Source organism: Collimonas arenae, assembly GCF_001584165.1.
Classification (GTDB): Bacteria; Pseudomonadota; Gammaproteobacteria; order Burkholderiales; family Burkholderiaceae_D; genus Collimonas; species Collimonas arenae.
Map to the genome: position 1 here is coordinate 4,224,111 of NZ_CP013233.1, position 21,318 is coordinate 4,245,428.

Consider the following 21,318-nt stretch of genomic DNA (forward strand, 5'->3'; position numbering starts at 1 on the left):
TGGACAGCTAGACACCTTAATGTTCATCCATCCGGCAAGATGTACGGATCCTTAAGACAGTTTTCTAAATAAAGGACGTCAAATGAAGAAATCACTAATCGCACTGGCCGTACTCGGCGCAATCGCAGGTGCTGCACAAGCTCAAAGCTCCGTAACCATCTACGGTATCGTTGATACTGGTATCGTCTACACAAGCAAGGTTTCGACTGCAACTGGCGCCAATGGCCTGTCCTCGAACAACGGCAGCAAATTCAGCGTCAACTCCGGCATCATCCAAGGTTCGCGTCTGGGTTTCAAGGGCGTTGAAGATCTGGGCGGCGGTCTGAAGGCTCTGTTCCAATTGGAAGCTGGCTTCGCTAACGACACTGGCGCCCTGCAAGGCGACAAGGGTTCCACAACTCTGTTCCGTCGTAAATCGGTGGTTGGTCTGGGCGGCAACTTCGGTTCCGTTCTGCTGGGTCGTCAAACTGACATCCTGGACGACGTTAGCCAATGGACTTCGGTTCAAGACTTCGGCGGCGTGACTGGTGCAGTTGGCCATAACCTGGACCGTTTGGAAGGTACACGTACCAACAATTCGATCCGTTACAACACACCAGACGTATCGGGCTTCACAGCTAGCGCAATCTACGGCTTCGGCGAAACAGCTGGCCAAACATCGAGCGGTCAATCGTTCGGTCTCGGCGGTCAGTACGCAAACGGCCCACTGGGTCTGTTCGCTGCTTACTACCAATCGAAACTGGGTACTACACCTAGCGACGTTTCCCTGACCAACAGCGCTCCAGTATTCGCTGGTGCGCACGCTGGCGACACAGCTCTGAAGACATTCTCGTTGGGCGCTAGCTACCAAGCTGGTCCAGCACGTCTGTACGGTAACTGGTCGCGCGTTAAGCAACCTCTGGCATACAGCTCGACTGCTAACACAACCGGCGTTATCCAACCAGGTAGCTTCACTATCGGCAGCTTCAATAACCAAAAGCTGACATCTTCGAACTGGGCGTGAACTACGCTGTTACAGCTCCTCTGCACCTGTTGGCTAGCGTTCAATACAGCAAGCTGACTTTTGCTGATGTTGGCTCGGACAAGGGCAAGCTGACCCAAATCAACCTGGGTACAGACTACTTCCTGTCGAAGCGTACTGACCTGTATGCGTTTGTTTCGAACCTGCGCGCTAAAGATGCTGTCAATCCAGGCGTCCTGGGTGACAGCACCGGTTCCGACAACAACCAAACAGCAGTTGCTGTTGGTATCCGTCACAAGTTCTAATTTAGGCTGACCTAACCCGCTGTATTTGGCGGACCAGGTTGCTTGACTAGAAATGAAAAGACCCACATGGGAAACCATGTGGGTCTTTTTTATTGCATTGCGCATTCGCGCAAGAGCTAGTTGCCCCATAAAGTTGTCATGCACTGGGATAGCGGTGTACCCTAGGCCATTCTCCGCTGTTCTTTCATTTTCCTCATCACCGAACTCATCCACACCACATGACCACCCATCTTGATCCCGATACTGTCGCCCAATATCTGATCGACTCGCCGCATTTTTTTGAAGAACACGCAGAACTGCTTGCCAAGATCAGGCTGACCAGCCCGCTGCTGGGGCGCGCCGTATCGCTGCAGGAGCGCCAGATGGAAGTGCTGCGCGAAAAAATAAAAGTACAGGATTTGCGCCTCGCCGATATGGTCCGCAACGCGCAAGAAAATGACGCGATCACGCACAAACTGCATACCTGGACGCGTAGCCTGCTGCTGGCCCGCAACGATGTTGATCTGCCGCATACGCTGGTCGACGGGCTGCGCACCACGTTCGCCGTGCCGCAGGCTACCTTGCGCATCTGGGGTGTTGCCGACGCTTATGCACATACGTGGTTTGCCGTGCCGGCATCGGATGACGCCAAGATTTTCGCCAACGGCCTGAGCATGCCATTTTGCGGTGGCAACAACGACTTCGAGGCAGCTTCCTGGCTAGAACCGGGTGTCCAGTCGATCGCCATGCTGCCGTTGCGGAGCGGTTCGACAACCTTCGGCCTGCTGGTGCTTGGCTCTCCCGACCCACAGCGCTTCGGTGCCGATATGGCGACCGACTTCCTGGTGCAAATCGGCGAGACGACCAGCGCCGCGTTGACCTGCCTGCTCGAATAACCCTCTTTTGCCCGACACCGTGAGCCGCGCCGCCAACCAGGCCTATCTGACCGCCTATCTGAGCAGCCTGGCCGGTCAGCGCCAGCTGTCGCCGCACACGATCAGCAATTACACGCGTGACCTGGACGAACTCGCCGGCCTGACGCAAGGGCTTGGCGAGGGCTGGGACTATGCCGCAGTCACGCACTTCCATATCCGCAAATTCGCCGCGCAATTGCACTCCCGTGGTTTGAGCCCAAACTCGATCGCCCGCAAGCTGTCCGCCTGGCGCGGTTTCTTCGAATGGCTGGCGGAACAAACCACGCTGGCCAGCAATCCGGTCGATGGCGTAAAAGCGCCCAAGCGCGCCAAGCCATTGCCCAAGGCCCTGGCGGCGGACGATGCGATACACCTGGTCGCCAGCGGCAACCCGCTTGCCGAGGCAGGATCGAGCCTGGCCTTGTGCAACCAGGCGATGTTCGAATTGCTGTATTCCAGCGGCTTGCGGGTGTCGGAACTGGCTGGCCTGGATCTGCGCTACACCCGCCAGGACGGCCATGAATCGGCGGGCTGGATCGATTTTGATGCGGCGGAAGTAACCGTGACCGGCAAAGGCAACAAGATGCGCAACGTCCCGGTAGGAAAGCCGGCGTTGCAGGCGATTGCCGCGTGGTTACCACAGCGGGAAACACTGCTCAAAGGCGATCAGGTCAACGATATTTCTGCATTGTTCCTGACTGAACGTGGCACTCGCATGTCGCCACGGGTGATTCAACTGCGCCTGAAACACCACGCGCAATCCCTCGGCATCGCCAGCAATGTCCATCCGCACGTGTTGCGCCACTCCTTCGCATCCCACATGCTGCAAGGCTCGGGCGATTTGCGCGCGGTGCAGGAATTGCTGGGCCACGCGTCGATTGCCGCCACCCAGGTCTACACCGCGCTCGATTTCCAGCGCTTGGCGCAAGTCTATGACGCGGCCCATCCGCGGGCTAAAAAAATCCCGGATAAATGATGTAATCCCAGATTTCAATGACATTTCGCGGGCACTACCTCATCACGACTCCGTCATCCTCGCGAACGCGGGGATCCAAATTACAGAGCAGAATGAGAAAAATGGATTCCTGCGGTCGCGGGAATGACGCAGCTAACTGGAGCGCGGCAGCATCCGCTCGCACTCATTTGGCGCATTTGTCACATCAAATATGCAACTGAATTGCATTTTGGGGCATAATTGAACTCTTCCCTCTTACCATCGCGGCCATGAACCCAAGTCAAAAATCCAAATCTGCCGGTGCTCAAGCTGCAACAGCAGCCAAGGACAGCTCTCATCAGCATGCTGCGGCACTGGCTGAGGCACAGCTGCGCGAGGTTGCCGTGCGCATCACGCCGGCTCGCACAAAAGTATTGGCAACCCTGCTGGAAGCGCGCTGCGCTTTCTCTCATCAGGACATGCAAGACCAGTTCGTCGACATGGACCGGGTGACGCTGTATCGCGCGCTCGATTGCCTGACCGATGCCGGCCTGGCCCACAAGATCGCCGGCGACGACCGCGTGTTTCGCTACAGCGCGGGCGCCGAGCATAGCGATTCCGGTCACCATGGCGATCCAGGCCACCACGCCCAGCACCAGCACGGACATTTCAAATGCACGCGCTGCGCCAAGGTGTTTTGCCTGGATGGCAGCGGCGACGCCAATTTCCTCGATAGCGTACTGGCCGCCGGCAGCAGCAACGACGGCGCCAGTCCGGCCGCACTGCGCAAGCAATTGCAGCAGACCTTGCAAGAGACGCTTGGCAAAGGCTTCCAAGGCCACGAGATCGAACTGACCATCAAAGGCTGGTGCGCCGACTGCGTTCACTGATCCGGAGCCGACACGCGCATTACCTGGCGACTCCATCCCCTTTCTTCGTTTTTCCTTTTTCCGACTATCACTATGGCACTGATCCCGACCACCATCCTGACCGGCTTTCTCGGCGCCGGCAAAACCACCCTGCTCAACCGCATCCTGCAACAGCAGCACGGCCACAAGATCGCCGTGATTGAAAACGAGTTTGGCCAGGAAAATATCGACAATGAAATCCTGGTACAGGACAGCACCGAGCAAATCGTTGAAATGAACAACGGCTGCATCTGCTGCACTGTGCGTGGCGACCTGATCGTCGCGCTGACCACGCTGGCGCGCCGCCGCACCGCAGGCGAACTCAATTTCGACCGGGTGATCATCGAAACCACCGGCATGGCCAATCCCGGCCCGGTGGCGCAAACCTTCTTCGTCGATGACGAAGTGGCGATGCATTTCATGCTGGACGCGATCGTCACCGTGGTCGACGCCAAGCATGCGATGTCGCAGCTCGACCAGCAGGAAGAAGCGCAGCGCCAGGTCGGTTTTGCCGACAAACTGCTGCTGTCCAAAACTGACCTGGTCGATGCCGAAGAGGTCGCCGCCCTGACGTCGCGCCTGAAACGCATCAATCCGCGTGCGCCGATCATTACGCTCGATCCGCAGCACACGCCGATTGAAGAAATCCTGGATATCCGCGGCTTCAACCTCAACGCCAAACTGGAGATCGACCCCGATTTCCTGGAAACCGAAGAACACGCGCACGATCACAGCGGCGACGATTGCGACCATCCTTCGCATCAGCATGACGGTGAGCATGACGGTGAGCACGACGGCCACCACGACAGCCACCACCATAACCACCATCAAGCGCACCACGACGATGAAATCGCCGCTTTTGTTTTCAAAAGTGAAAGGCCTTTCGATACCGCCCGCCTGGATGAATTCCTCGGTGGCCTGGTGCAAGTCTACGGACCGCGCATGTTGCGCTACAAAGGCGTATTGTTGATGGATGGCGCAGACCGCAAAGTCGTATTCCAGGGCGTGCATCAAATCATGGGCAGCGATGTCGGCGGCAAATGGGACGCAAATGAGACACGCGGCAGCAAAATGGTCTTCATTGGCAAAAATCTACCAAAAGACATCTTTATTCGCGGTTTGGAGCAATGTTTGGTATAAACTATGGCAGTTTTGCGCTGGGAAATCACTGGATAGCACACCCGAAACATGATGGCATGACTGCTGATTTACGGGATTGTTGAGAACCAGACTGGATAGATGGACAGTCACAACTGGATGCGCAGCAAGGCGCCGGCGCGCCGATACAGCAATGCACCAGTTACGACCGACACCAATGTTCAATCTGGATCCCGACAAGCCGCAAGGGAGAGGACCATGAACCTGACCGTTAAGAAGACTGTCGCCAAGCAAGCTCCGGCGGCGCTGGATAAATTGACTGCGTCAAGCAAAGCCCAGGCCGCGGGTAAGGCCAGTGTTCCCTCCAACAAAGCAGCGACAACTGAAAAAGCAGTTGAGAAAACCCGGAAGCTTTCCGCCAAGGCGGAGCGCAAGACCGAGACGCCCACTGCTACCGCATCAAAAGCATTGCCCAAAGTTGCCAAACCCAGTCCCAAACCTGTTGTAAAATCCTTAGCCAAGAAAACGGCGACTGCCAAGTCAGTATCGAAATCAAGTCCCGCCGCTGACGAGGCAACGCGCAATACAACGGTGAAAACCAGTAGTTCTGTTACAAAGAAACTGAATTCCCCAACGGCCAGATCCGGCGCTGGCAGCATCAGCGACAAGCCCGCAAGTGCCGGATCAACGGATAAAATTGAAAAAACGTCGTATCGAAAGCAAGCGAAGTGGCTACTAAAACAACCAAACCGACCCAAGAAACCGTTCTGTTGACCGAAGAGCAAATCCTCAAGATGGGCGAAAAGGATTACATGAACGAGGCGCAACTGGCTTTCTTCAAAGCGCGCTTGCAGCAGTTGGAAATCGACCTGCTCAAGAACGCCGGAGAAACCACGGAACATTTGCGTGAGACTGTCCTGGTGCCGGATCCGGCAGATCGCGCCACCATCGAAGAAGAACATGCGCTGGAATTGCGCACCCGCGACCGCGAACGCAAGTTGCTGAAAAAGGTGCAGCAGTCGATCGCATCGATCGATGCCGGCGAATACGGCTGGTGCGAAGAAACCGGCGAACCTATCGGCATTCCACGCCTGCTGGCCCGTCCGACAGCGACCTTGTCGCTGGAAGCGCAGCAACGCCGCGAACTGAAACAGAAACTTTACGGCGACTGATCCTCAATCTCGATCGGATATCGGATAACGCGCCCGGCAATCCAGCGGCGCGTTTTTCCTTGCATCTGTCCTGATTTCCGAACGCTGCATACTGCCTCTTCAACGACTTCCGTTATCCCACGCCATCTGATGTCAGCGTCGTCACATCGCTCCAGACGTTTCGGGCACGCCGCTCTCGCGCCGCTGCTCGTATTGACGATCCTGTTCGCGCAGTGGCTGGGCTTGACGCACAGCGTCGTCCATGCGGCCTGGGAAAACAAGCAATCGACCCAGCTGACGCACCTGACGTCGGTTATCGAAAAGGCTATCGAAGGCGGCGGCAAGGCGCATCACTCCTGCGCCGCTTTCGACGATGCCACCCTGGCTGCGGTCATCTACACTGTGCCGCTTATCTTGCCGCCCATGCCGGGCAAGCATGTCCTGGCAAAGTGGCAGGCATTCGCTTCATGGGATGCGCCGTTCACCTGCCATTTTTCACCGCGCGCCCCACCCAGCCCTGACAGGCTTTGACGCCATCGGCACCGCCCAGCGGCGCCCTCCAGAAGATCCGGCCGGACCGGATCGCCAATCATTTATTGCCGCCGCGAACAACCTTCTTTGCGTTCGATGACGCTTAGCGGCGTACCTGTGTCGCATGGCCATTGCCGTTGCGGTCGATCTGCGTCGACTGTAGTGGTGAAGCCGGCAACGTATGGGTGCGCCTTGCGTCAGAACATCCGCATTGCACATTGCAGCCAACGGCGGCAGCAGCCTGTCAAGGAATCATCATGTTTGTCCAACGTACGCTTTTATCCAGTGCGGTTCTGTCCGCACTCGCCGCTCTCTCGTCCGGCGCTTCCGCCCAAACCGCCACCAGCGAAACGCCCAGGCAACTGGCGCCGATCACGGTCACGGCAAGTCCGCTCAACGCCAATCCCGACACCCAGATACTGACGCCCACCAAAGTGTTGTCCGGCGAAGAATTGCGCAACAAGGTCGGCACCTCGCTAGGCGACACCCTGGCGCAAGAACTCGGCGTATCGGCATCCGGCTTCGGCGCCGGCGCTTCCCGTCCGATCATCCGCGGCATGGAAGGTCCACGCGTCAAAATCCTGCAAAACGGCATGTCGGTGGCGGACGTCTCCAGCTTGTCCAACGATCACGCGGTAGCAACTGAGGCGGCTACTGCGCGCCAGATTGAAATCCTGCGTGGACCGGCCGCCCTGCTGTATGGCTCAGGCGCCATCGGCGGCCTGGTCAATGTGATCAACGATCGCATCCCGACTGAGTTACAAAAAGGCATCAGTGGCGAGGCCGAAGCGCGTTACAGCAGCGTCGACAACGGTCGCAGCACATCGCTGGTGCTGGATGGTTCGGCTGGCCCGGTCGGTTGGCATCTGGACGGTGATTGGCGCGATACCGGCAACTACAAGATCCCCGGCCACGCCACCCGGAACGACCCAGATTCGCCTTCAGGCCGGCTGCCGAACTCCTTCACCCATGAGACCGGGGTTGGCGCTGGCGCCTCGTATATCAGGTCCTGGGGCTATATCGGCGCATCGGTAGCGACACTGGACGATCACTATGGCATTCCCACCGCAGAAAAGTCCTTCATCGACCTGCATCAGACCCGCTACGACATCGCCGGGCAGGTCGACGCCCCGTTCGCCGGTTTCGAAAAACTGACGTTCAAGGTGGGCCACACCGACTACACCCACACGGAGAAACAGGAAAACGGCGATCCCAATACCATTTTTTCCAACAAATCAACGGAAACCCGCTGGGAACTGGCCCACAAGCCGTTGGCCGGCTGGCATGGCACCTTCGGCATACAGACCGAAGACACGCGCTTTTCCGCGCTGGCTGCCGAGAGCGGCCTGCCGGATACCGTGCCGCGCACCAAATCCACATCGTTTGCCGCCTTCCTGGTGGAAGAGCGGAATTTTGGCCCGGTGCTGACGAGTGCCGGCTTGCGCCTGGAATCGGTCAAGCGCCGGCCTGACGGCGATTCAGGCTTGGTCGACCGCAAGTTCAACCTGGCATCCTATTCGGTGGGCGCCTTGTGGGGCTTCATGCCGGGTTACGGCTTCGGCCCGACGGTCTCCATTGCACAACGCGCACCAGCTGCCGAGGAACTGTACTCAAACGGCCCACACGAATCGACGGCGACGTTCGACATCGGCGATCCCGGCTTGAAAAAGGAAACCTCGCGCAATATCGAGCTGACTCTGCAGAAAACCTCGGGCTTGATCCGCTGGAAAGCCAATCTGTTCCAGAACCATGTCAGCAATTACGTGTTCGGCCGCAATGCCGGCCAGGTTGATGAAGACGGTGCAGCGAATCCGGATGGCGAATTCACCGAGCGCTTCTGGTCGCAGGCGGACGCCACCATCCGCGGTGCCGAAGCTGAGATCAGCTATAACCTGCGCGGCGAAGGATTTTCAGTGCGCGGCTTTGCCGACACGTCGCGCGGCAAGCTGGACCAGATGGGCAACCTGCCGTTACAGCCGGCCACCCGCTACGGCGTGGAAGTCGGGTACCTGCAGGGGCCATGGCGTAGCGGCATGACCATCATGCGGGCGCAGCAGCAGGATCGCCTTGCGACCTTTGAAAACAGCGCAACGCCGGCCTACACTAAAATCGACGCCAACCTGTCCTATACGCAGCACCTCGGCAATACGCAGGTGACCTGGTTTGCATTGGTCAAGAACCTGCTGAACCAAGACATCCGGCTGGCGACATCGGTACTGAAAGATGTTGCGCCGCAGCCGGGGCGCAGCCTGATTCTTGGCGTTCGTACAAGGTTCTGATTTTCGCCTGATTATCAGAACTGCTCGGATTGTCATGCCAAGTCATGTCACATGGCAATCCGGGCGAGCAATGCAAATTTTTACTTATTGAATTGCCTTATGGAAATATTTGTGTAACAATTTATCACGCCAATGACATCTTTCCTGAGTTCCTTTGTGTTACCTTTAGCGGTATCGATTGATCGTGCTTTTTTAGTGTAAAAATTGCTAAAAAGCCGAGGCAGGGATGTGAGAAAATAACAATAAGACAACAGCGAGTGATCCGAACGCATTGGCAAAAGCGCCCTCGGAATTCGCGAATCGGTAACCGGCAGCAGCGCAGCCGACCTCCCGCCCGGCACACGTTCTCAATCAGGCAGGGCTAGTCATACAGCTTTCACCGCAACTTACTTTCAGGGTTAATACGTGGGGATTTTCTCGCTCTTCGGCAAAAATAATCGTCCAAACGGCGCACCACCGGAGGATGACAAAGTACCAGCCGCAGCAGACAATCAAACGCCGATTCTGTATGGTGACACCGTGGAGCGATCGACCAATTCGATGACTCTGCGCGATAGTGCGTCCCGCAGCACGACCTCGATGAAAATCGATGCCATCGAATCGGAAATGTCTTCCGAATTCGTCCACTTGCCGCCTACAGGCAAATCTGCCAGCGAAACCGACCTCGCGCCGACAACCACGACGCAAGGCTCCAACACCACCCAATTGACTTTACCGGTGATGAGCAGGACCACCGAGTACCTGGACAACGAATCCCGTAGTGGCAGCATTGAAGTGTCGGTTTCCGACACGCCTGAAGTCATCGAAGAAGCTGCGGTTCTGTTCGCCAGCGATCAAAGCGAGATCGCCGAACAGCTGCTGCTCAATGCGATTGCCGATAACGATCTCGGCGCATCAACCCACATCGTCTGGTGGATGTTGCTGGACTTGTATCAAATCACCGGCAAGCAACAGGAGTTCGACAACCTGTCAGTCGACTTTGCCAACAAATTCGAAACCTCGCCGCCGACCTGGATCGACATCCTGACCCTCGATCCGCAGGCCAAGAATCTAGAGCGGCCGGGAAGCATTCCGGCGGTAGCATTTTCCGGCAAGCTCGATGCCAACATCGGCAAGCAACTGGAACGCGCCCAGAAACTCAGCGCCAGCCACCCGGCACTGCGCCTGGAATTCACACGTGTCAGTTCGGTCGATCCGATCGGTTGCGGTCTACTGCTGCGCATGTTGAAGAAACTGCAAAAGGCCGGGCTTGACCTGACTCTGGTCGGCGCCGACGAACTGGCCGAACGAATCCGCGAAATCCTGCAGGTCGGGCGTCGCGACGAAACTGCCGCCCCCTGGCTGCTGTTGCTGGAAATCCTGCATCTGCTGAATCTCGAACAGGCTTTCGAAGACGCCAGCATCGATTATTCGATCACCTTCGAAGTTTCGCCACCGCCATTCATTGCGCCGCATAACAAAGTCATCACCGCCGCCGAGGAAAATATCCCGTCTCCCGGTATTCCGGCCGGCAATACTCTGCTGATGCCAACGCTGATCGAAGGTCGTACCGACGAGTTGCTGACAAAAATACAGACCCATGCCAACGCTCACAGCCCGGCAATCATGGATTGTTCACGCCTGATCCGGGTCGACTTCAGCGCGGCGGGCGAGCTGCTGAATGGTTTGGCGGTGCTTGCCAGCAACGGCAACGCTATCGAATTCCATGGCGTCAACCACCTCATTACCGCCTTGTTCAAGGTGGTCGGCATCCACGAAATCGTCCGCGTAGTGCCGCGCAAAAACTAAAGACTATCGAAAACAAGTTGGCTGTTTGGCAAAAATGAAGCCTCTCTTCTTGCCGTAGCTACAACAACATTAATTCCACACAAATTTCCGCTTGCAATCAAGCAGGCCGTCCCCATTTTTTCCGAACAATATCGATTTATCGATCGATAATGAATCACATGCAGCGTGGCCGCATTCGCGCCCTGCATGATTTCTGAGGCTCGTAAAATGGAACAATTTCATGGCACCACCATCCTTTCGGTACGGCGCGGCAACAGCGTTGCATTGGGCGGAGACGGTCAAGTAACGCTCGGCAATGTCGTGATGAAGGGCACCGCGCGCAAAGTGCGCAAGCTGTATCAGGGCAAGGTCCTGGTCGGCTTCGCTGGCGGCACCGCCGACGCATTCACCTTGCTCGACCTGTTTGAGGCAAAACTGGAGAAACACCAAGGCAACCTGATGCGCGCCTCGGTTGACCTGGCCAAGGAATGGCGTACCGATCGCATGCTGCGCCGCCTGGAAGCCATGCTGCTCACCGCCGACCGCGAAACCACATTGGTCATCACCGGCAACGGCGATGTGCTGGAGCCGACCGACGGCATTGGCGCAATCGGCTCGGGTGGCACGTTCGCCCAGTCCGCAGCCAAGGCGCTACAGGAAAACACCGAGCTGTCACCAGCCGAGATCGTCAAGAAATCGCTGGTGATTGCCGGCGAGCTCTGCATTTACACCAACCAGTCGCACATTATCGAAACCCTCGATTAAGCCTTCATCCAATCTCGACTGTGAAGCACTGCGCCAAATCGACTGCATGCCTGCCTGATTCAATCATGAGTCAGGCGACAGCGACATGCCCGCAGGCTTCCAAACAACACGCGGAAAAATCATGAACATGACTCCCCAAGAAATTGTCTCCGAACTGGACAAACATGTCGTCGGCCAGGATCGCGCCAAACGTGCGGTGGCGATCGCCCTACGCAATCGCTGGCGCCGCCAGCAAATCGCCGAACCGCTGCGCCACGAGATCACGCCAAAGAATATCCTGATGATCGGCCCGACCGGCGTCGGCAAGACCGAGATCGCACGTCGCCTGGCCAAACTGGCGGATGCGCCGTTCATCAAGATCGAAGCGACCAAATTCACTGAAGTCGGGTACGTCGGCCGCGACGTCGACACCATCATCCGTGATCTGATCGACATCGGCATCAAGCAAACCCGTGAAGCTGAAATGCGCAAGGTGCGCGCCCGTGCCGAAGATGCGGCCGAAGATCGCGTGATCGATATCCTGGTTCCGCCGGCACGCGACTTCGGCTTCCATCCGGAGCCGAACGAAATCGACGCCAGCGCCGACAAGGGCAACAGCACGCGCCAGACATTCCGCAAGCGACTGCGTGAAGGCGCGCTCGACGACAAGGAAATCGAGATTGAATTGTCGGAAGCGGCATCACAAATGGAAATCATGGCGCCACCCGGCATGGAAGAAATGACCGAGCAGATCAAATCGATGTTTTCCGGGATCGGCAGCAACCGCAAGAAAAATCGCAAGATCAAGATCAAGGATGCGATGAAGGTCCTGATCGAGGAAGAAGCAGCGAAACTGGTCAATGAAGATGAGCTCAAGCAAAAAGCCATCAGCAATGTCGAACAGAACGGCATCGTGTTCCTGGATGAAATCGACAAGATCGCCACCCGTTCGCAAAATGGCGGCGCCGATGTCTCGCGCGCGGGTGTGCAGCGCGATCTGCTGCCGCTGGTCGAAGGCACCACGGTCAACACCAAATACGGCATGATCAAGACCGATCACATCTTGTTCATTGCTTCCGGCGCTTTCCACCTGGCCAAGCCATCGGACCTGATCCCGGAGCTGCAGGGCCGCTTCCCGATCCGGGTTGAACTGGATTCCCTGTCGATCAGCGATTTCGAAAGAATCATGACCGGCACCGACGCCTGCCTGACCAAGCAGTACGAAGCCTTGCTGGAAACCGAAGGTGTAAAGCTGGAATTTGCCAAAGAAGGGATCCAGCGGTTGGCGGAAATCGCGTTCTCGGTCAATGAGAAAACCGAAAACATCGGCGCACGCCGCTTGTACACGGTGATGGAAAAATTGTTGGAAGAGATCTCGTTCTCGGCCACCAACGCCACCGAAAAAACCATGGTGATCGACGCAGCCTATGTCGATGAACGCCTTGGTGCGCTGGTCGTCAACGAGGATTTGTCACGGTACGTACTGTAACTCCAGCGTAGCGGGCCCGGGATCGCATTGCAGGTAGCCGATCCCGGATCTCGAATCACTTGAATTCATTATTTATCCTGAGCTGCCGAGGCCGGCCCTTCGACGGCGCTTTCCTGGGTAGTCATAGCAGGAGCCGGCGCTGACGCTGGCACTGGCATTTGAGTCGGCGTCAGGATCGGCGAAGCGGTCGCCATTCCCGTCTGCGGCTGCGGATCTTGCGGCAACATCACGCGCTTTAACACGCCCCCTTCCGACAACAAAACGTATGTCGCATGCACTTCCTTGACGCTGGTCCCCGGCAGCAAATCCTTGCCTTGCCGCACTGCTTGCGGCGGCTTGCCGTCGGCGCTCAGGATCGCCACGCTCTCTTCACCCTTTTTTGCCGCAACCACGCCCAACAATTGATAATTGCTGGCGACAGTTACCGCTCCCCGTCCACCAAACAGCCCTGCCGCCAATGACACGTCGACTTGCTGCTCTTCCGCCTGCGGCGGCGCCGCAACGGCGCGCAGTGGCGGCTTGATCAATTGCATCACCCAGTAAGCGATGCATGCGCACAGCAGCATGAATAGCAGCAGGCTGACCAATCCCGGCAGGCGCTTTGCATGCCTGCCCAGTTTCTTGCTAATTTGTCCGTTCACGTTTGTCCTAGCCTCGTCCTAGCGCACCAACTGGTTAATTTCAATAATCGGCATCAATACCGCCAGCACAATCAGCAATACCACCACACCCATCGCCAGGATCAGGATCGGCTCCAGCAGGCCGGCAATCGTCATGGCGCGGCGTTCCAGATCCTGCTCCTGGGCGCTGGCTGCACGCTCCAGCATGGCGGGCAACTCACCGGTGACTTCGCCGGCACGGATCATGTGGATCAGCATCGGCGGAAAATGCTTGTGCGCGGCCAGCGCACGCGCCAGGCCAACTCCTTCACGCACACTGGTCGCGGCGGTATCCACTTGCTGTCGCATGGCGACGTTGGAAAGCGTATCGCGGCTGGTTTGCAGCGCTTTCAGGATGGGTACGCCGGAACCGGTAGTGATCGCCAACGTGCTGGCGAAGCGGGCGGTGTTCAGACTGCGTTCGAACTTACCATACAGCGGCGCACTGAGCAGCCAGGTGTGCCAGCGCATCTTGGTCGCCGGATTCTTCAGGGCGGTGCGCCAACCGTAAAACAGCGCAATCACCGCGATCAGCACCATCCAGCCGTAATTGCGCACGAAATCGGAAGTAGCCAGCATCATCACCGTCAACATCGGTAGCTTCTGCTTGGTATTGGCGAATACCGAAACGATCTGCGGCACCACGTAGGTCAATAGGAAGATCACGATCACGAACGCCACCACGGTGACAATAGCCGGGTAAGTAAAAGCCAACTTCACCTTCTGCACCAGCGAATTGCGACGCTCGATATAGTCGGCGAGGCGCGACAGCACGCGCGACAACTGGCCAATCTGTTCACCCGAGGCGACCAGCGCCCGGTAGATTTCAGCGAAATCGCGGGGATGGCCTGCCAGCGCAGCGGATAAGGAGGCGCCGCCCATGACTTCCGAGCGGATCGATGCGATCAGGTCGCGTTGGTAGGTGCGCTCAGCCTGCTCCAGCAACGCCGTCAAGGCCTGTTCCAGCGGCAGGCTGGCTTCCAGCAGGCTGGCCAACTGGCGCGTGAACAGGGCGATCTCGACGGTCGACAAATGCTCGCCGAAACCACGCCGCTGCATATTGCCGGCGGCATCCACCTGCTGCGCAATCGCCTCCACCGTCAGCGGCAGCAAACCCTGGGCGCGCAGGTCGGCGCGCGCCATCTTGGCGCTGTCGGCATTGACCACGCCTTTGGTGGTGCTGCCGGCGGCATCTACCGCTTCGTAACGAAATGCTGGCACTCTGCTCCTCGCTTATTCTTTGGTCACGCGCAGCAATTCGGCCTGCGTGGTGACGCCATCGGCAAGCCAGCGCTCGCCGTCCTGGCGCATGGTGCGCATGCCGTCGCGCTGCGCCACCTGCAAAATCTCGGCTTCGGAAGCGCGGTTGTGAATCTGCGCCTGTATCTCATCGGTGGTCAGCAACAATTCATAGACCCCGACGCGGCCATGATAGCCAGTATGCCCGCATTGTTCGCAGCCGACTGCGTGCCACATCTGGCCATCGTGCCGGCGGCAGTGAACACACAACTTGCGCACCAGCCGCTGCGCCACCACGCCCAGCAGCGAGGACGACAACAGGAACGGTTCGATACCCATATCGAGCAGCCGCGTGACCGCTGCCGCCGAATCGTTGGTATGCAGGGTCGCCAGCACCAAATGGCCGGTGAGCGATGCTTGCACGGCGATCTGGGCGGTTTCAAGATCGCGGATTTCGCCGATCATGATGACGTCCGGATCTTGCCGCAAGATCGCTCGCAAGGCTTTGGCGAACGTCATGTCGATGCGGGCATTGACCTGGGTCTGGCCGACGCCGGCCAGCTCGTATTCGATCGGATCTTCCACTGTCAGGATATTGGTGCTGCTGGTATTCAAGCGCGACAGCGCTGCATACAGCGTAGTGGTCTTGCCCGAACCAGTCGGCCCGGTAACCAGCACGATGCCGTGCGGCTGCGCGATCAGGCGATCGAATTGCGGCAGCACCGCCGGGCTCATGCCCAGATGCTGCAGGTCAAGTCGGCCGGCTTCCTTGTCGAGCAGACGCAGCACGGCGCGTTCGCCGTGACCGGTGGGCAAGGTCGAGACCCGCACGTCGACCGGTTTGCCGCCAACACGTAACGTGATGCGGCCGTCCTGCGGCAGGCGCTTTTCGGCAATGTCGAGCTGCGCCATGATCTTGATGCGCGAAATCAGCGAAGCATGTACCGCTTTCTTCGGCCGCACCACATCGCGCAGGCTGCCGTCAATGCGGAAGCGCACCACCGATATCTGCTCGAACGGCTCGATATGGATGTCCGACGCGCCCTCCCGCAGCGCCTGCGTCAGCAGCACGTTGATCATACGGATCACCGGTGCATCGTCAGATGATTCCAGTAGATCCTCGATTGCCGGCATATCCTGCATCAGCTTGGCCAGGTCAAGATCGGATTCGAACTCATCCACCACTTGCGCGGCGTCGCCGCCCGCACCGGCATAAGCCTTGGCAATCGCTTCATCCAGCGCATCGCGCGCCATTGAGCGGAACGTCACACGGCCAAAACGGCGACTGATTTCGGCGATGGCGGTCGGCTGGGTAGCATCGGAAATCCACACCTCGACCGGATTGTCGGCACCATTGGTATCTTCGATGCGCTGCGCCAACACCGAAAAATTGCGGGCGAACGCATATGGCAGCAAGCGCGCGTCAGTCATTCTGGGATCGCTCATGGCGCTCTGTCGTTAATGAAACCCGGCGCCGGCGAAGCTTTAGCAGGCTTAGGCATCACGAGGACAGGTGCGGCCTGGTCGGGTGTGGATGCATCCGCTGCAGCACCCTGTTTGCGCAAGTCGAGGAAAGGGCCGCCATCCTCCGGCTTGGCCATCACTGCCGGGCCGAAATCGGTCAGGATGCTCTTGCCCGGCTGCACGCTGATCTGTTGCTTGCGCATGTAATCGTAGCGATCGACCGACACCAGGTTGCTCTGTTCCTTGTCGCGGATGATCGTCGGCCGCAGGAAAATCATCAGATTGGTTTTGGTGCGTGAACCGGATTGATACTTGAAAAAATTGCCGATGAATGGCAGGTCGCCCAGCAGCGGCACCTTCTGGATACTGCTCTCGTTGTCGTCGCCGATCAGGCCGCCGAGAGCAATGATCTGGCCATCGTCAACCAACACGTTGGTATCCAATGAACGCTTGGTGGTGGACGGTCCGTTCTGATTACCAGCAGTTGCCTGTATCACTTGCGACACTTCCTGCGAAATCTCCAGGCGCACCGTGCCGCCTTCCGAGATATGCGGCTTGATCTTCAGCGCGGTGCCGACGTCCTTGCGGTCAACGGTGGTAAACGGATTGGTCGTAGTGCCCCCGGTAGTGGCGTACGAACCAGTGACGAACGGCACGTTCTGACCGACGACGATCTTGGCTTCTTCATTATCCAACGTCAGCAGGTTCGGCATCGACAGCACGTTGCCGCCCGTCGTATTGTTCAAGGCGCTGGCCAGTGCCCCCAGACCGATCTTGCCGGCAATCTGGCGGAACACACCGAGCTGCAGACCGCTGCCGATAGTCGGCACGGTGCTGGTGCTCGTACCAGAATTGATTGCCTGGCCGATTGCGGTATTAAACAGATTGCCGCTGGTGATGCCTGAATTGGTGCCGGTAAAACCTGTACCGCCGCCGACCCGGTAATTGCTGTTACTGTCGCCGGTCAGGGCCAGCCATTGCACGCCGATTTCGCTTGCTGCGGTGTCGGTGACTTCGACGATCAACGCCTCCACATACACCTGCGCCCGGCGCGTATCGAGCTGATCGATGACGCCACGAATATTCCGGTAGACCGGTTCGCTGGCGGTAATGATGAGCGTATTGGTCGTATCGTCGGCCTGGATGAAACCGGCTGCATTGCTGCCGCCGGACGATTGCGATGAAGCGTCGTTGGCGGGCGATGGCGTCGACGTCGACGTGCCAAGCGAATTGCTGTTCGAGCTTTGCAGCATACTGCCCGAATTGCCGCCAGCACTGGCGTTCTTGCTGGACGAATTGCTGGTCGGTAGCGAAGTATCCGCAGAAACGATGGCGCGCAGGGTCTTGGCCAGCTTTACCGCATCGGCATTTTTCAGGTAGACCACATGCACATTGCCGGCATTGGTAGTCGGCTGATCAAGCTTGGCAATCAGCGACTTGGCCAGGTTGGCGCGTCCTGCCGAAGGCGCACGGACGATCACCGAATTGGTCCGCGAATCGGCCATGATGATGGTGCGCGAACCATCGCCGGCGCCCGGCGCAGCCGAACCGGGATCAAGCAGCTTGCTGGCCATGACGGCAATATCGCTGGCTACCGCGTAACGTATCGGCACCACATCCAGATCACTGACGGCGGGTACGTCGAGAGCAGCAATCATCTTACCCAGGCGCTGCAGATTCTCGGCGTAGTCGGTTACCACCAAGGTGTTGTTGCCTGGATTGGCGTTGATCGTATTATTCGGAGAAATCAGCGGACGCAGCACCGGCAGAATATTCGTGGCCGACTCGTAGTTCAGCGAGAATATCTGTGTCGCAATCTGGTCGCCGCGAACGCCAGGTGCGCGTGCGCTGCCGGAGACTGCACCGAGCTGCAGCTTGGCGTCGGCTTCAGGCACGACCTTGACGAAGCCGTCGCCACGCACCACGGCATAACCTTGCAGGCGCAAGGTCGATGCCAACAGATCGAAAGCCTGGGCCTTGCTCAACGGCTTTTCCGACACCAGGTTGATGGTGCCCTTGACGCGCGGATCGATGATGAAAGTCATGTTGGTGTACTGGCCAACTGCCTTGATCACCGACTCGATATCGGCGCCGACAAAATTCATCACTGCCTGGCCGCTCACCCCCTCGACGGGGCTGATTGCGGTATTCGCCGCCAGCACCGGTGGCACCGCGGCAACGACGGCGCAGGTCAGCAAAGTGATGGCAGCGGCGCTACGCCAGTTGCGTGCTTCAAATGTCGAGAGTATTGCGAAATACATTTTATCTTTCATGATTTGAACTCTAGTCCGATAACATTCTTGCCGTTCATCTGGCGACGCTGGCCCAGCAAACTCAGTAACGTGGCCAACTTTTCCTCTTGCCCTGCCGCCGCTTGCGCGGTCCCTGAAAACTGCAAATGCCCGTTACGAAGATTGCCGCTGCCATCCAGCAGCATTGCTCCGCTCAATGTCTCCAGCTTCAACCCTGCTTGGCGCCCGCGCCAGTCGAGGTGCATGCGATAGCTGCCAAGTGGCTTGACAGGCGACAAGCGCGACGCCATCGACAGCATATCGAGCGTCATGACGCCGGTCAGATCGACGCCGCTCGCGCTGCGCGCCAGTTCGATCTGCTGCCAAGACAGCAACATCCTGCCGGATGGCTGTAGCGTGTTCAACGGCGCACCCAGCGCCGTCAGCCGCTCTGCCGGCAATGCCAGGCTGGCCGGGCTGATGCTCCATGCATGCCAGCCGCCGCGAATAGTCACCGGCTGCGAAAGCACTTGTGCGTTAGCCAGCGACGCATCCACCCGCCCCACTAGCACCAGCGGCGATAACTTCCAGCTGAAGCGTCCCGGCAGCAACGCCGCTACTGCTTCTCCGCCGCTCGGCGCCGCGCCGATAAATGCCGATCCGCGCCACAAAGATCCCTGCGCGTCGCCCAGCGTAATGCGTCCGTGGGTCTGGCTTTCCAGCAACGGCGCCAGCCATGCGGCCGGAAAAAACGCCAATACCGTCACCAGCACGCTCAAGAGTGCAGCCGCGGACCACATTACCGTAATGCCAAATCGCCGCATCAGTAGTCCATGACATGAAAAAACCAAGCATTACTCATGCTTCTGCTGCCACAAGGTAATCGACGCATTGACGGTACCCGGCTGAACATTAGCCCCGGCGGGGACGCTGATGTTGGCGTCCACCACTTGCCACTGACTGTTTTTCTGCGCGTCGTCGAGCCAGTCAAGCAGGCCGGCAAACGCGACTGCGGACAACTCCACCTTGGCCATGTCGCCGCTGAGCACCACGCCTTTCGGATTCAGACCTTTGCTTTTCAATGCCGTCTCAACCGCTTCCTTGCTCAGTGGCGTGGCTGGCCGTTCGGCCTGCTGGCCTGCCAAAGATGCTGCCTTGGCGGTCAGCGATTGCAACTCGGCTGCCTGCTGGCGCAACACCGGCAGATCCTTTTGCAAACGGATACGGCCGCTCCAGGCAGGAACAATCAATAACTGATAGACGCATGCGAGCAGGATCAATGCTGCGGCAGAGCCAAGCAAACGGCGTTCGCGCTGATTGCGTTGCGACCAGTAGGCGGCCGCCGGCGTGCGGATTTTTCCCCAGGCTTGCTGCATTGGATTCATTGCCGGCATCACTTGCCACTCCCGATTTGCCATACGCCGGTTGCCGGCTTGCTCAATGTCAGCCGGTTCGGCTGCAGCGCAGCTTTGATCTGTGCCTCAACCGCATCTGCATCGGCGGAGTTCTTCAGACGCACCAGTAAATGATGGTCACGATATTCCAGCGCTGCAATAGCGCCGGCGTCAGCGCTTTGCGGTACACCGGCCCAGGCTGCGCCGAACGCTGCCGCAAGCGCGATGAAATCATCCGGCGCCAATTGGCCGCCACTACGCTCCGAGGCAGCGATTTTTTGCTTGGCCTGGGCGACCGGATCGACAATCACGGTTTCTTTAGGAAAGGCGGCGCGATAGTTTTGCATCATGCCGGCACGCAAGCTGCCGGCTTCGCGCCGCATGCGTAACCAGTCGTAATTCAGGCTGATCACGTTTACCAGCAGCAACGCTGCCGCCAGCCCCAGCGGCCAGCGCCAGCGATGCCAGCTGAATTCAGTACCGGCGGCGCTGGCCGTCAAACCACCCATCAAGTCGATGCCGTCGCGCGACAATTCCTGTACCCCAGCGACCCAGTGCGACCAGTCATCCGGCTGCACAGTAACCCGTTCGGCCCCCAATTCCTGATAAGCCGCCACGTTCGATTGCGGCACGTACAGAGTAAGCGCCTGCTGCGGCGCCACCGCAGCCAGCGAGCCCAACACTTCATGCGCCACCGATTGTCCAGATACCGGCGCCAGCGACCAGCCCAACCCCTGCTCTTTCGAGGTCCGCAGCGCCACATCGATATCGCCGCCGTGATCGGTGATGGCGGCAACCGACATGTTCGGTTCGCGCAACGGCAAGCACAACTGGCCCGGCCAGGCTTGCAATTGATTCGCCCCCAGCGCACGCAGGGTCTTGACCAGCAACTCCAGCCAATCGCGCTGTATCACGGCGATCAACCGGGAGTTGTCGGCAGCACCACGTTTGCGGCCGGCAACGATCACGCAATCGGACGGATCGGCCAATAATTGTTCTTCCACCAAATTCGGCAATGCCAGTTTCAACTTGGCATCGCTCAATGGCGGCACTTGCAACTGCAGCAAGTTGACATCGGCGGCAGCCAGGATCAGCACCACCCGCGTGGCGGCGGCGATCGGCTCGGCCAGGCCGGACAGCTGCTCGCTGCCCTGGCGCGTAATGCGGCCCTGGTCGGATACCAGCGCGAAGCGGCAATCCGGCATCGGCACTGCCGCCACGCTGTCCAGCGTGGTTCTTGCAGGTAGGCGGATGTATAAAGTGCTCAAGAC

Annotated in this window: 18 protein-coding genes and 1 pseudogene; 12 read left to right on the plus strand and 7 right to left on the minus strand. The window is 58.4% G+C overall.

Annotation, left to right across the window (positions count from 1 at the left end):
* Positions 1-82 precede the first annotated feature (82 nt).
* The 12 genes and pseudogenes from CAter10_RS19350 (at position 83) to hslU (ending at position 13,060) form a co-directional block, all read left to right on the plus strand.
* Positions 83-1,266 (plus strand): annotated as a pseudogene (locus CAter10_RS19350) (porin).
* 218 nt (positions 1,267-1,484) lie between these two features.
* On the plus strand, positions 1,485-2,141 hold the full coding sequence (locus tag CAter10_RS19355; RefSeq protein WP_061534708.1) for a DUF484 family protein: 657 nt from the start codon (positions 1,485-1,487) through the stop codon (positions 2,139-2,141).
* Positions 2,142-2,160: 19 nt separating this feature from the next.
* On the plus strand, positions 2,161-3,135 hold the full coding sequence (gene xerC / locus CAter10_RS19360) for a tyrosine recombinase XerC (protein ID WP_061535468.1): 975 nt from the start codon (positions 2,161-2,163) through the stop codon (positions 3,133-3,135).
* A 248-nt stretch (positions 3,136-3,383) separates the two neighbouring features.
* Positions 3,384-3,983: a Fur family transcriptional regulator gene (locus CAter10_RS19365; protein WP_061534709.1), complete on the plus strand. Its 600-nt coding sequence runs from the start codon at positions 3,384-3,386 to the stop codon at positions 3,981-3,983.
* 72 nt (positions 3,984-4,055) lie between these two features.
* Complete coding sequence (locus CAter10_RS19370; RefSeq protein ID WP_061534710.1) at positions 4,056-5,141, plus strand: CobW family GTP-binding protein; 1,086 nt, start codon at positions 4,056-4,058, stop codon at positions 5,139-5,141.
* 216 nt (positions 5,142-5,357) lie between these two features.
* Positions 5,358-5,873 (plus strand): hypothetical protein, encoded by a 516-nt coding sequence (locus tag CAter10_RS22615; RefSeq protein WP_128083146.1) that lies wholly within the window; start codon positions 5,358-5,360, stop codon positions 5,871-5,873.
* A complete protein-coding gene (gene dksA, locus CAter10_RS19380) occupies positions 5,867-6,271 on the plus strand; it encodes an RNA polymerase-binding protein DksA (RefSeq protein WP_041743743.1) in 405 nt (134 codons plus the stop codon). The genes CAter10_RS22615 and dksA overlap by 7 nt, the downstream gene beginning before the upstream one ends.
* Before the next feature lie 129 nt (positions 6,272-6,400).
* Positions 6,401-6,781, plus strand: a complete 381-nt coding sequence (locus CAter10_RS19385; protein ID WP_061534712.1) for a hypothetical protein — start codon at positions 6,401-6,403, stop codon at positions 6,779-6,781.
* Positions 6,782-7,038: 257 nt separating this feature from the next.
* On the plus strand, positions 7,039-9,060 hold the full coding sequence (locus tag CAter10_RS19390; RefSeq protein WP_061534713.1) for a TonB-dependent receptor: 2,022 nt from the start codon (positions 7,039-7,041) through the stop codon (positions 9,058-9,060).
* A 519-nt stretch (positions 9,061-9,579) separates the two neighbouring features.
* Positions 9,580-10,848: an STAS domain-containing protein gene (locus CAter10_RS19395; RefSeq protein WP_128083147.1), complete on the plus strand. Its 1,269-nt coding sequence runs from the start codon at positions 9,580-9,582 to the stop codon at positions 10,846-10,848.
* A 207-nt stretch (positions 10,849-11,055) separates the two neighbouring features.
* Positions 11,056-11,592 (plus strand): ATP-dependent protease subunit HslV, encoded by a 537-nt coding sequence (gene hslV, locus CAter10_RS19400; RefSeq protein ID WP_061534715.1) that lies wholly within the window; start codon positions 11,056-11,058, stop codon positions 11,590-11,592.
* Between the two features lie 121 nt (positions 11,593-11,713).
* Positions 11,714-13,060 carry an ATP-dependent protease ATPase subunit HslU gene (hslU, locus tag CAter10_RS19405; RefSeq protein WP_061535469.1) on the plus strand — a complete coding sequence of 449 codons (1,347 nt, stop codon included), beginning with the start codon at positions 11,714-11,716 and terminating at the stop codon, positions 13,058-13,060.
* A 68-nt stretch (positions 13,061-13,128) separates the two neighbouring features.
* Here hslU and CAter10_RS19410 read toward each other — a convergent pair whose 3' ends face one another.
* From CAter10_RS19410 to gspL, 7 genes are read right to left on the minus strand one after another with little or no spacing between them, the layout of a single operon-like run.
* A complete protein-coding gene (locus CAter10_RS19410) occupies positions 13,129-13,701 on the minus strand; it encodes a type II secretion system protein N (protein ID WP_061537450.1) in 573 nt (190 codons plus the stop codon).
* Between the two features lie 18 nt (positions 13,702-13,719).
* Positions 13,720-14,940 (minus strand): type II secretion system inner membrane protein GspF, encoded by a 1,221-nt coding sequence (gspF, locus tag CAter10_RS19415; protein ID WP_061534717.1) that lies wholly within the window; start codon positions 14,938-14,940, stop codon positions 13,720-13,722.
* Between the two features lie 12 nt (positions 14,941-14,952).
* Positions 14,953-16,404 carry a type II secretion system ATPase GspE gene (gene gspE / locus CAter10_RS19420; RefSeq protein ID WP_197467148.1) on the minus strand — a complete coding sequence of 484 codons (1,452 nt, stop codon included), beginning with the start codon at positions 16,402-16,404 and terminating at the stop codon, positions 14,953-14,955.
* The gene (gene gspD, locus CAter10_RS19425) at positions 16,401-18,695 is read right to left on the minus strand and encodes a type II secretion system secretin GspD (RefSeq protein WP_061534719.1); all 2,295 of its coding nucleotides are present in this window, start codon (positions 18,693-18,695) and stop codon (positions 16,401-16,403) included. Before gspD ends, gspE begins: the two co-directional genes overlap by 4 nt.
* Positions 18,692-19,453, minus strand: a complete 762-nt coding sequence (locus tag CAter10_RS19430; protein ID WP_231879059.1) for a type II secretion system protein N — start codon at positions 19,451-19,453, stop codon at positions 18,692-18,694. Before CAter10_RS19430 ends, gspD begins: the two co-directional genes overlap by 4 nt.
* Positions 19,454-19,507: 54 nt before the next feature.
* Entirely contained in the window at positions 19,508-20,071 is a 564-nt protein-coding gene (gene gspM / locus CAter10_RS19435) for a type II secretion system protein GspM (RefSeq protein WP_082797995.1), read from the minus strand.
* The gene (gene gspL / locus CAter10_RS19440) at positions 20,047-21,315 is read right to left on the minus strand and encodes a type II secretion system protein GspL (RefSeq protein WP_231879060.1); all 1,269 of its coding nucleotides are present in this window, start codon (positions 21,313-21,315) and stop codon (positions 20,047-20,049) included. Before gspL ends, gspM begins: the two co-directional genes overlap by 25 nt.
* Between the last annotated feature and the right edge of the window lie 3 nt (positions 21,316-21,318).

What these genes read in the sequence shown, in the direction of transcription:
- CAter10_RS19355 (WP_061534708.1), top strand. Translation starts at nt 1,485, where the DNA reads ATGACCACCCATCTTGATCCCGATACTGTCGCCCAATATCTGATCGAC.
- CAter10_RS19365 (WP_061534709.1), top strand. Translation starts at nt 3,384, where the DNA reads ATGAACCCAAGTCAAAAATCCAAATCTGCCGGTGCTCAAGCTGCAACA.
- CAter10_RS19370 (WP_061534710.1), top strand. Translation starts at nt 4,056, where the DNA reads ATGGCACTGATCCCGACCACCATCCTGACCGGCTTTCTCGGCGCCGGC.
- CAter10_RS22615 (WP_128083146.1), top strand. Translation starts at nt 5,358, where the DNA reads ATGAACCTGACCGTTAAGAAGACTGTCGCCAAGCAAGCTCCGGCGGCG.
- CAter10_RS19385 (WP_061534712.1), top strand. Translation starts at nt 6,401, where the DNA reads ATGTCAGCGTCGTCACATCGCTCCAGACGTTTCGGGCACGCCGCTCTC.
- CAter10_RS19390 (WP_061534713.1), top strand. Translation starts at nt 7,039, where the DNA reads ATGTTTGTCCAACGTACGCTTTTATCCAGTGCGGTTCTGTCCGCACTC.
- hslV (WP_061534715.1), top strand. Translation starts at nt 11,056, where the DNA reads ATGGAACAATTTCATGGCACCACCATCCTTTCGGTACGGCGCGGCAAC.
- hslU (WP_061535469.1), top strand. Translation starts at nt 11,714, where the DNA reads ATGAACATGACTCCCCAAGAAATTGTCTCCGAACTGGACAAACATGTC.
- gspE (WP_197467148.1), bottom strand. Translation starts at nt 16,404, where the DNA reads ATGAGCGATCCCAGAATGACTGACGCGCGCTTGCTGCCATATGCGTTC.
- gspD (WP_061534719.1), bottom strand. Translation starts at nt 18,695, where the DNA reads ATGAAAGATAAAATGTATTTCGCAATACTCTCGACATTTGAAGCACGC.
- CAter10_RS19430 (WP_231879059.1), bottom strand. Translation starts at nt 19,453, where the DNA reads ATGTGGTCCGCGGCTGCACTCTTGAGCGTGCTGGTGACGGTATTGGCG.
- gspM (WP_082797995.1), bottom strand. Translation starts at nt 20,071, where the DNA reads ATGGCAAATCGGGAGTGGCAAGTGATGCCGGCAATGAATCCAATGCAG.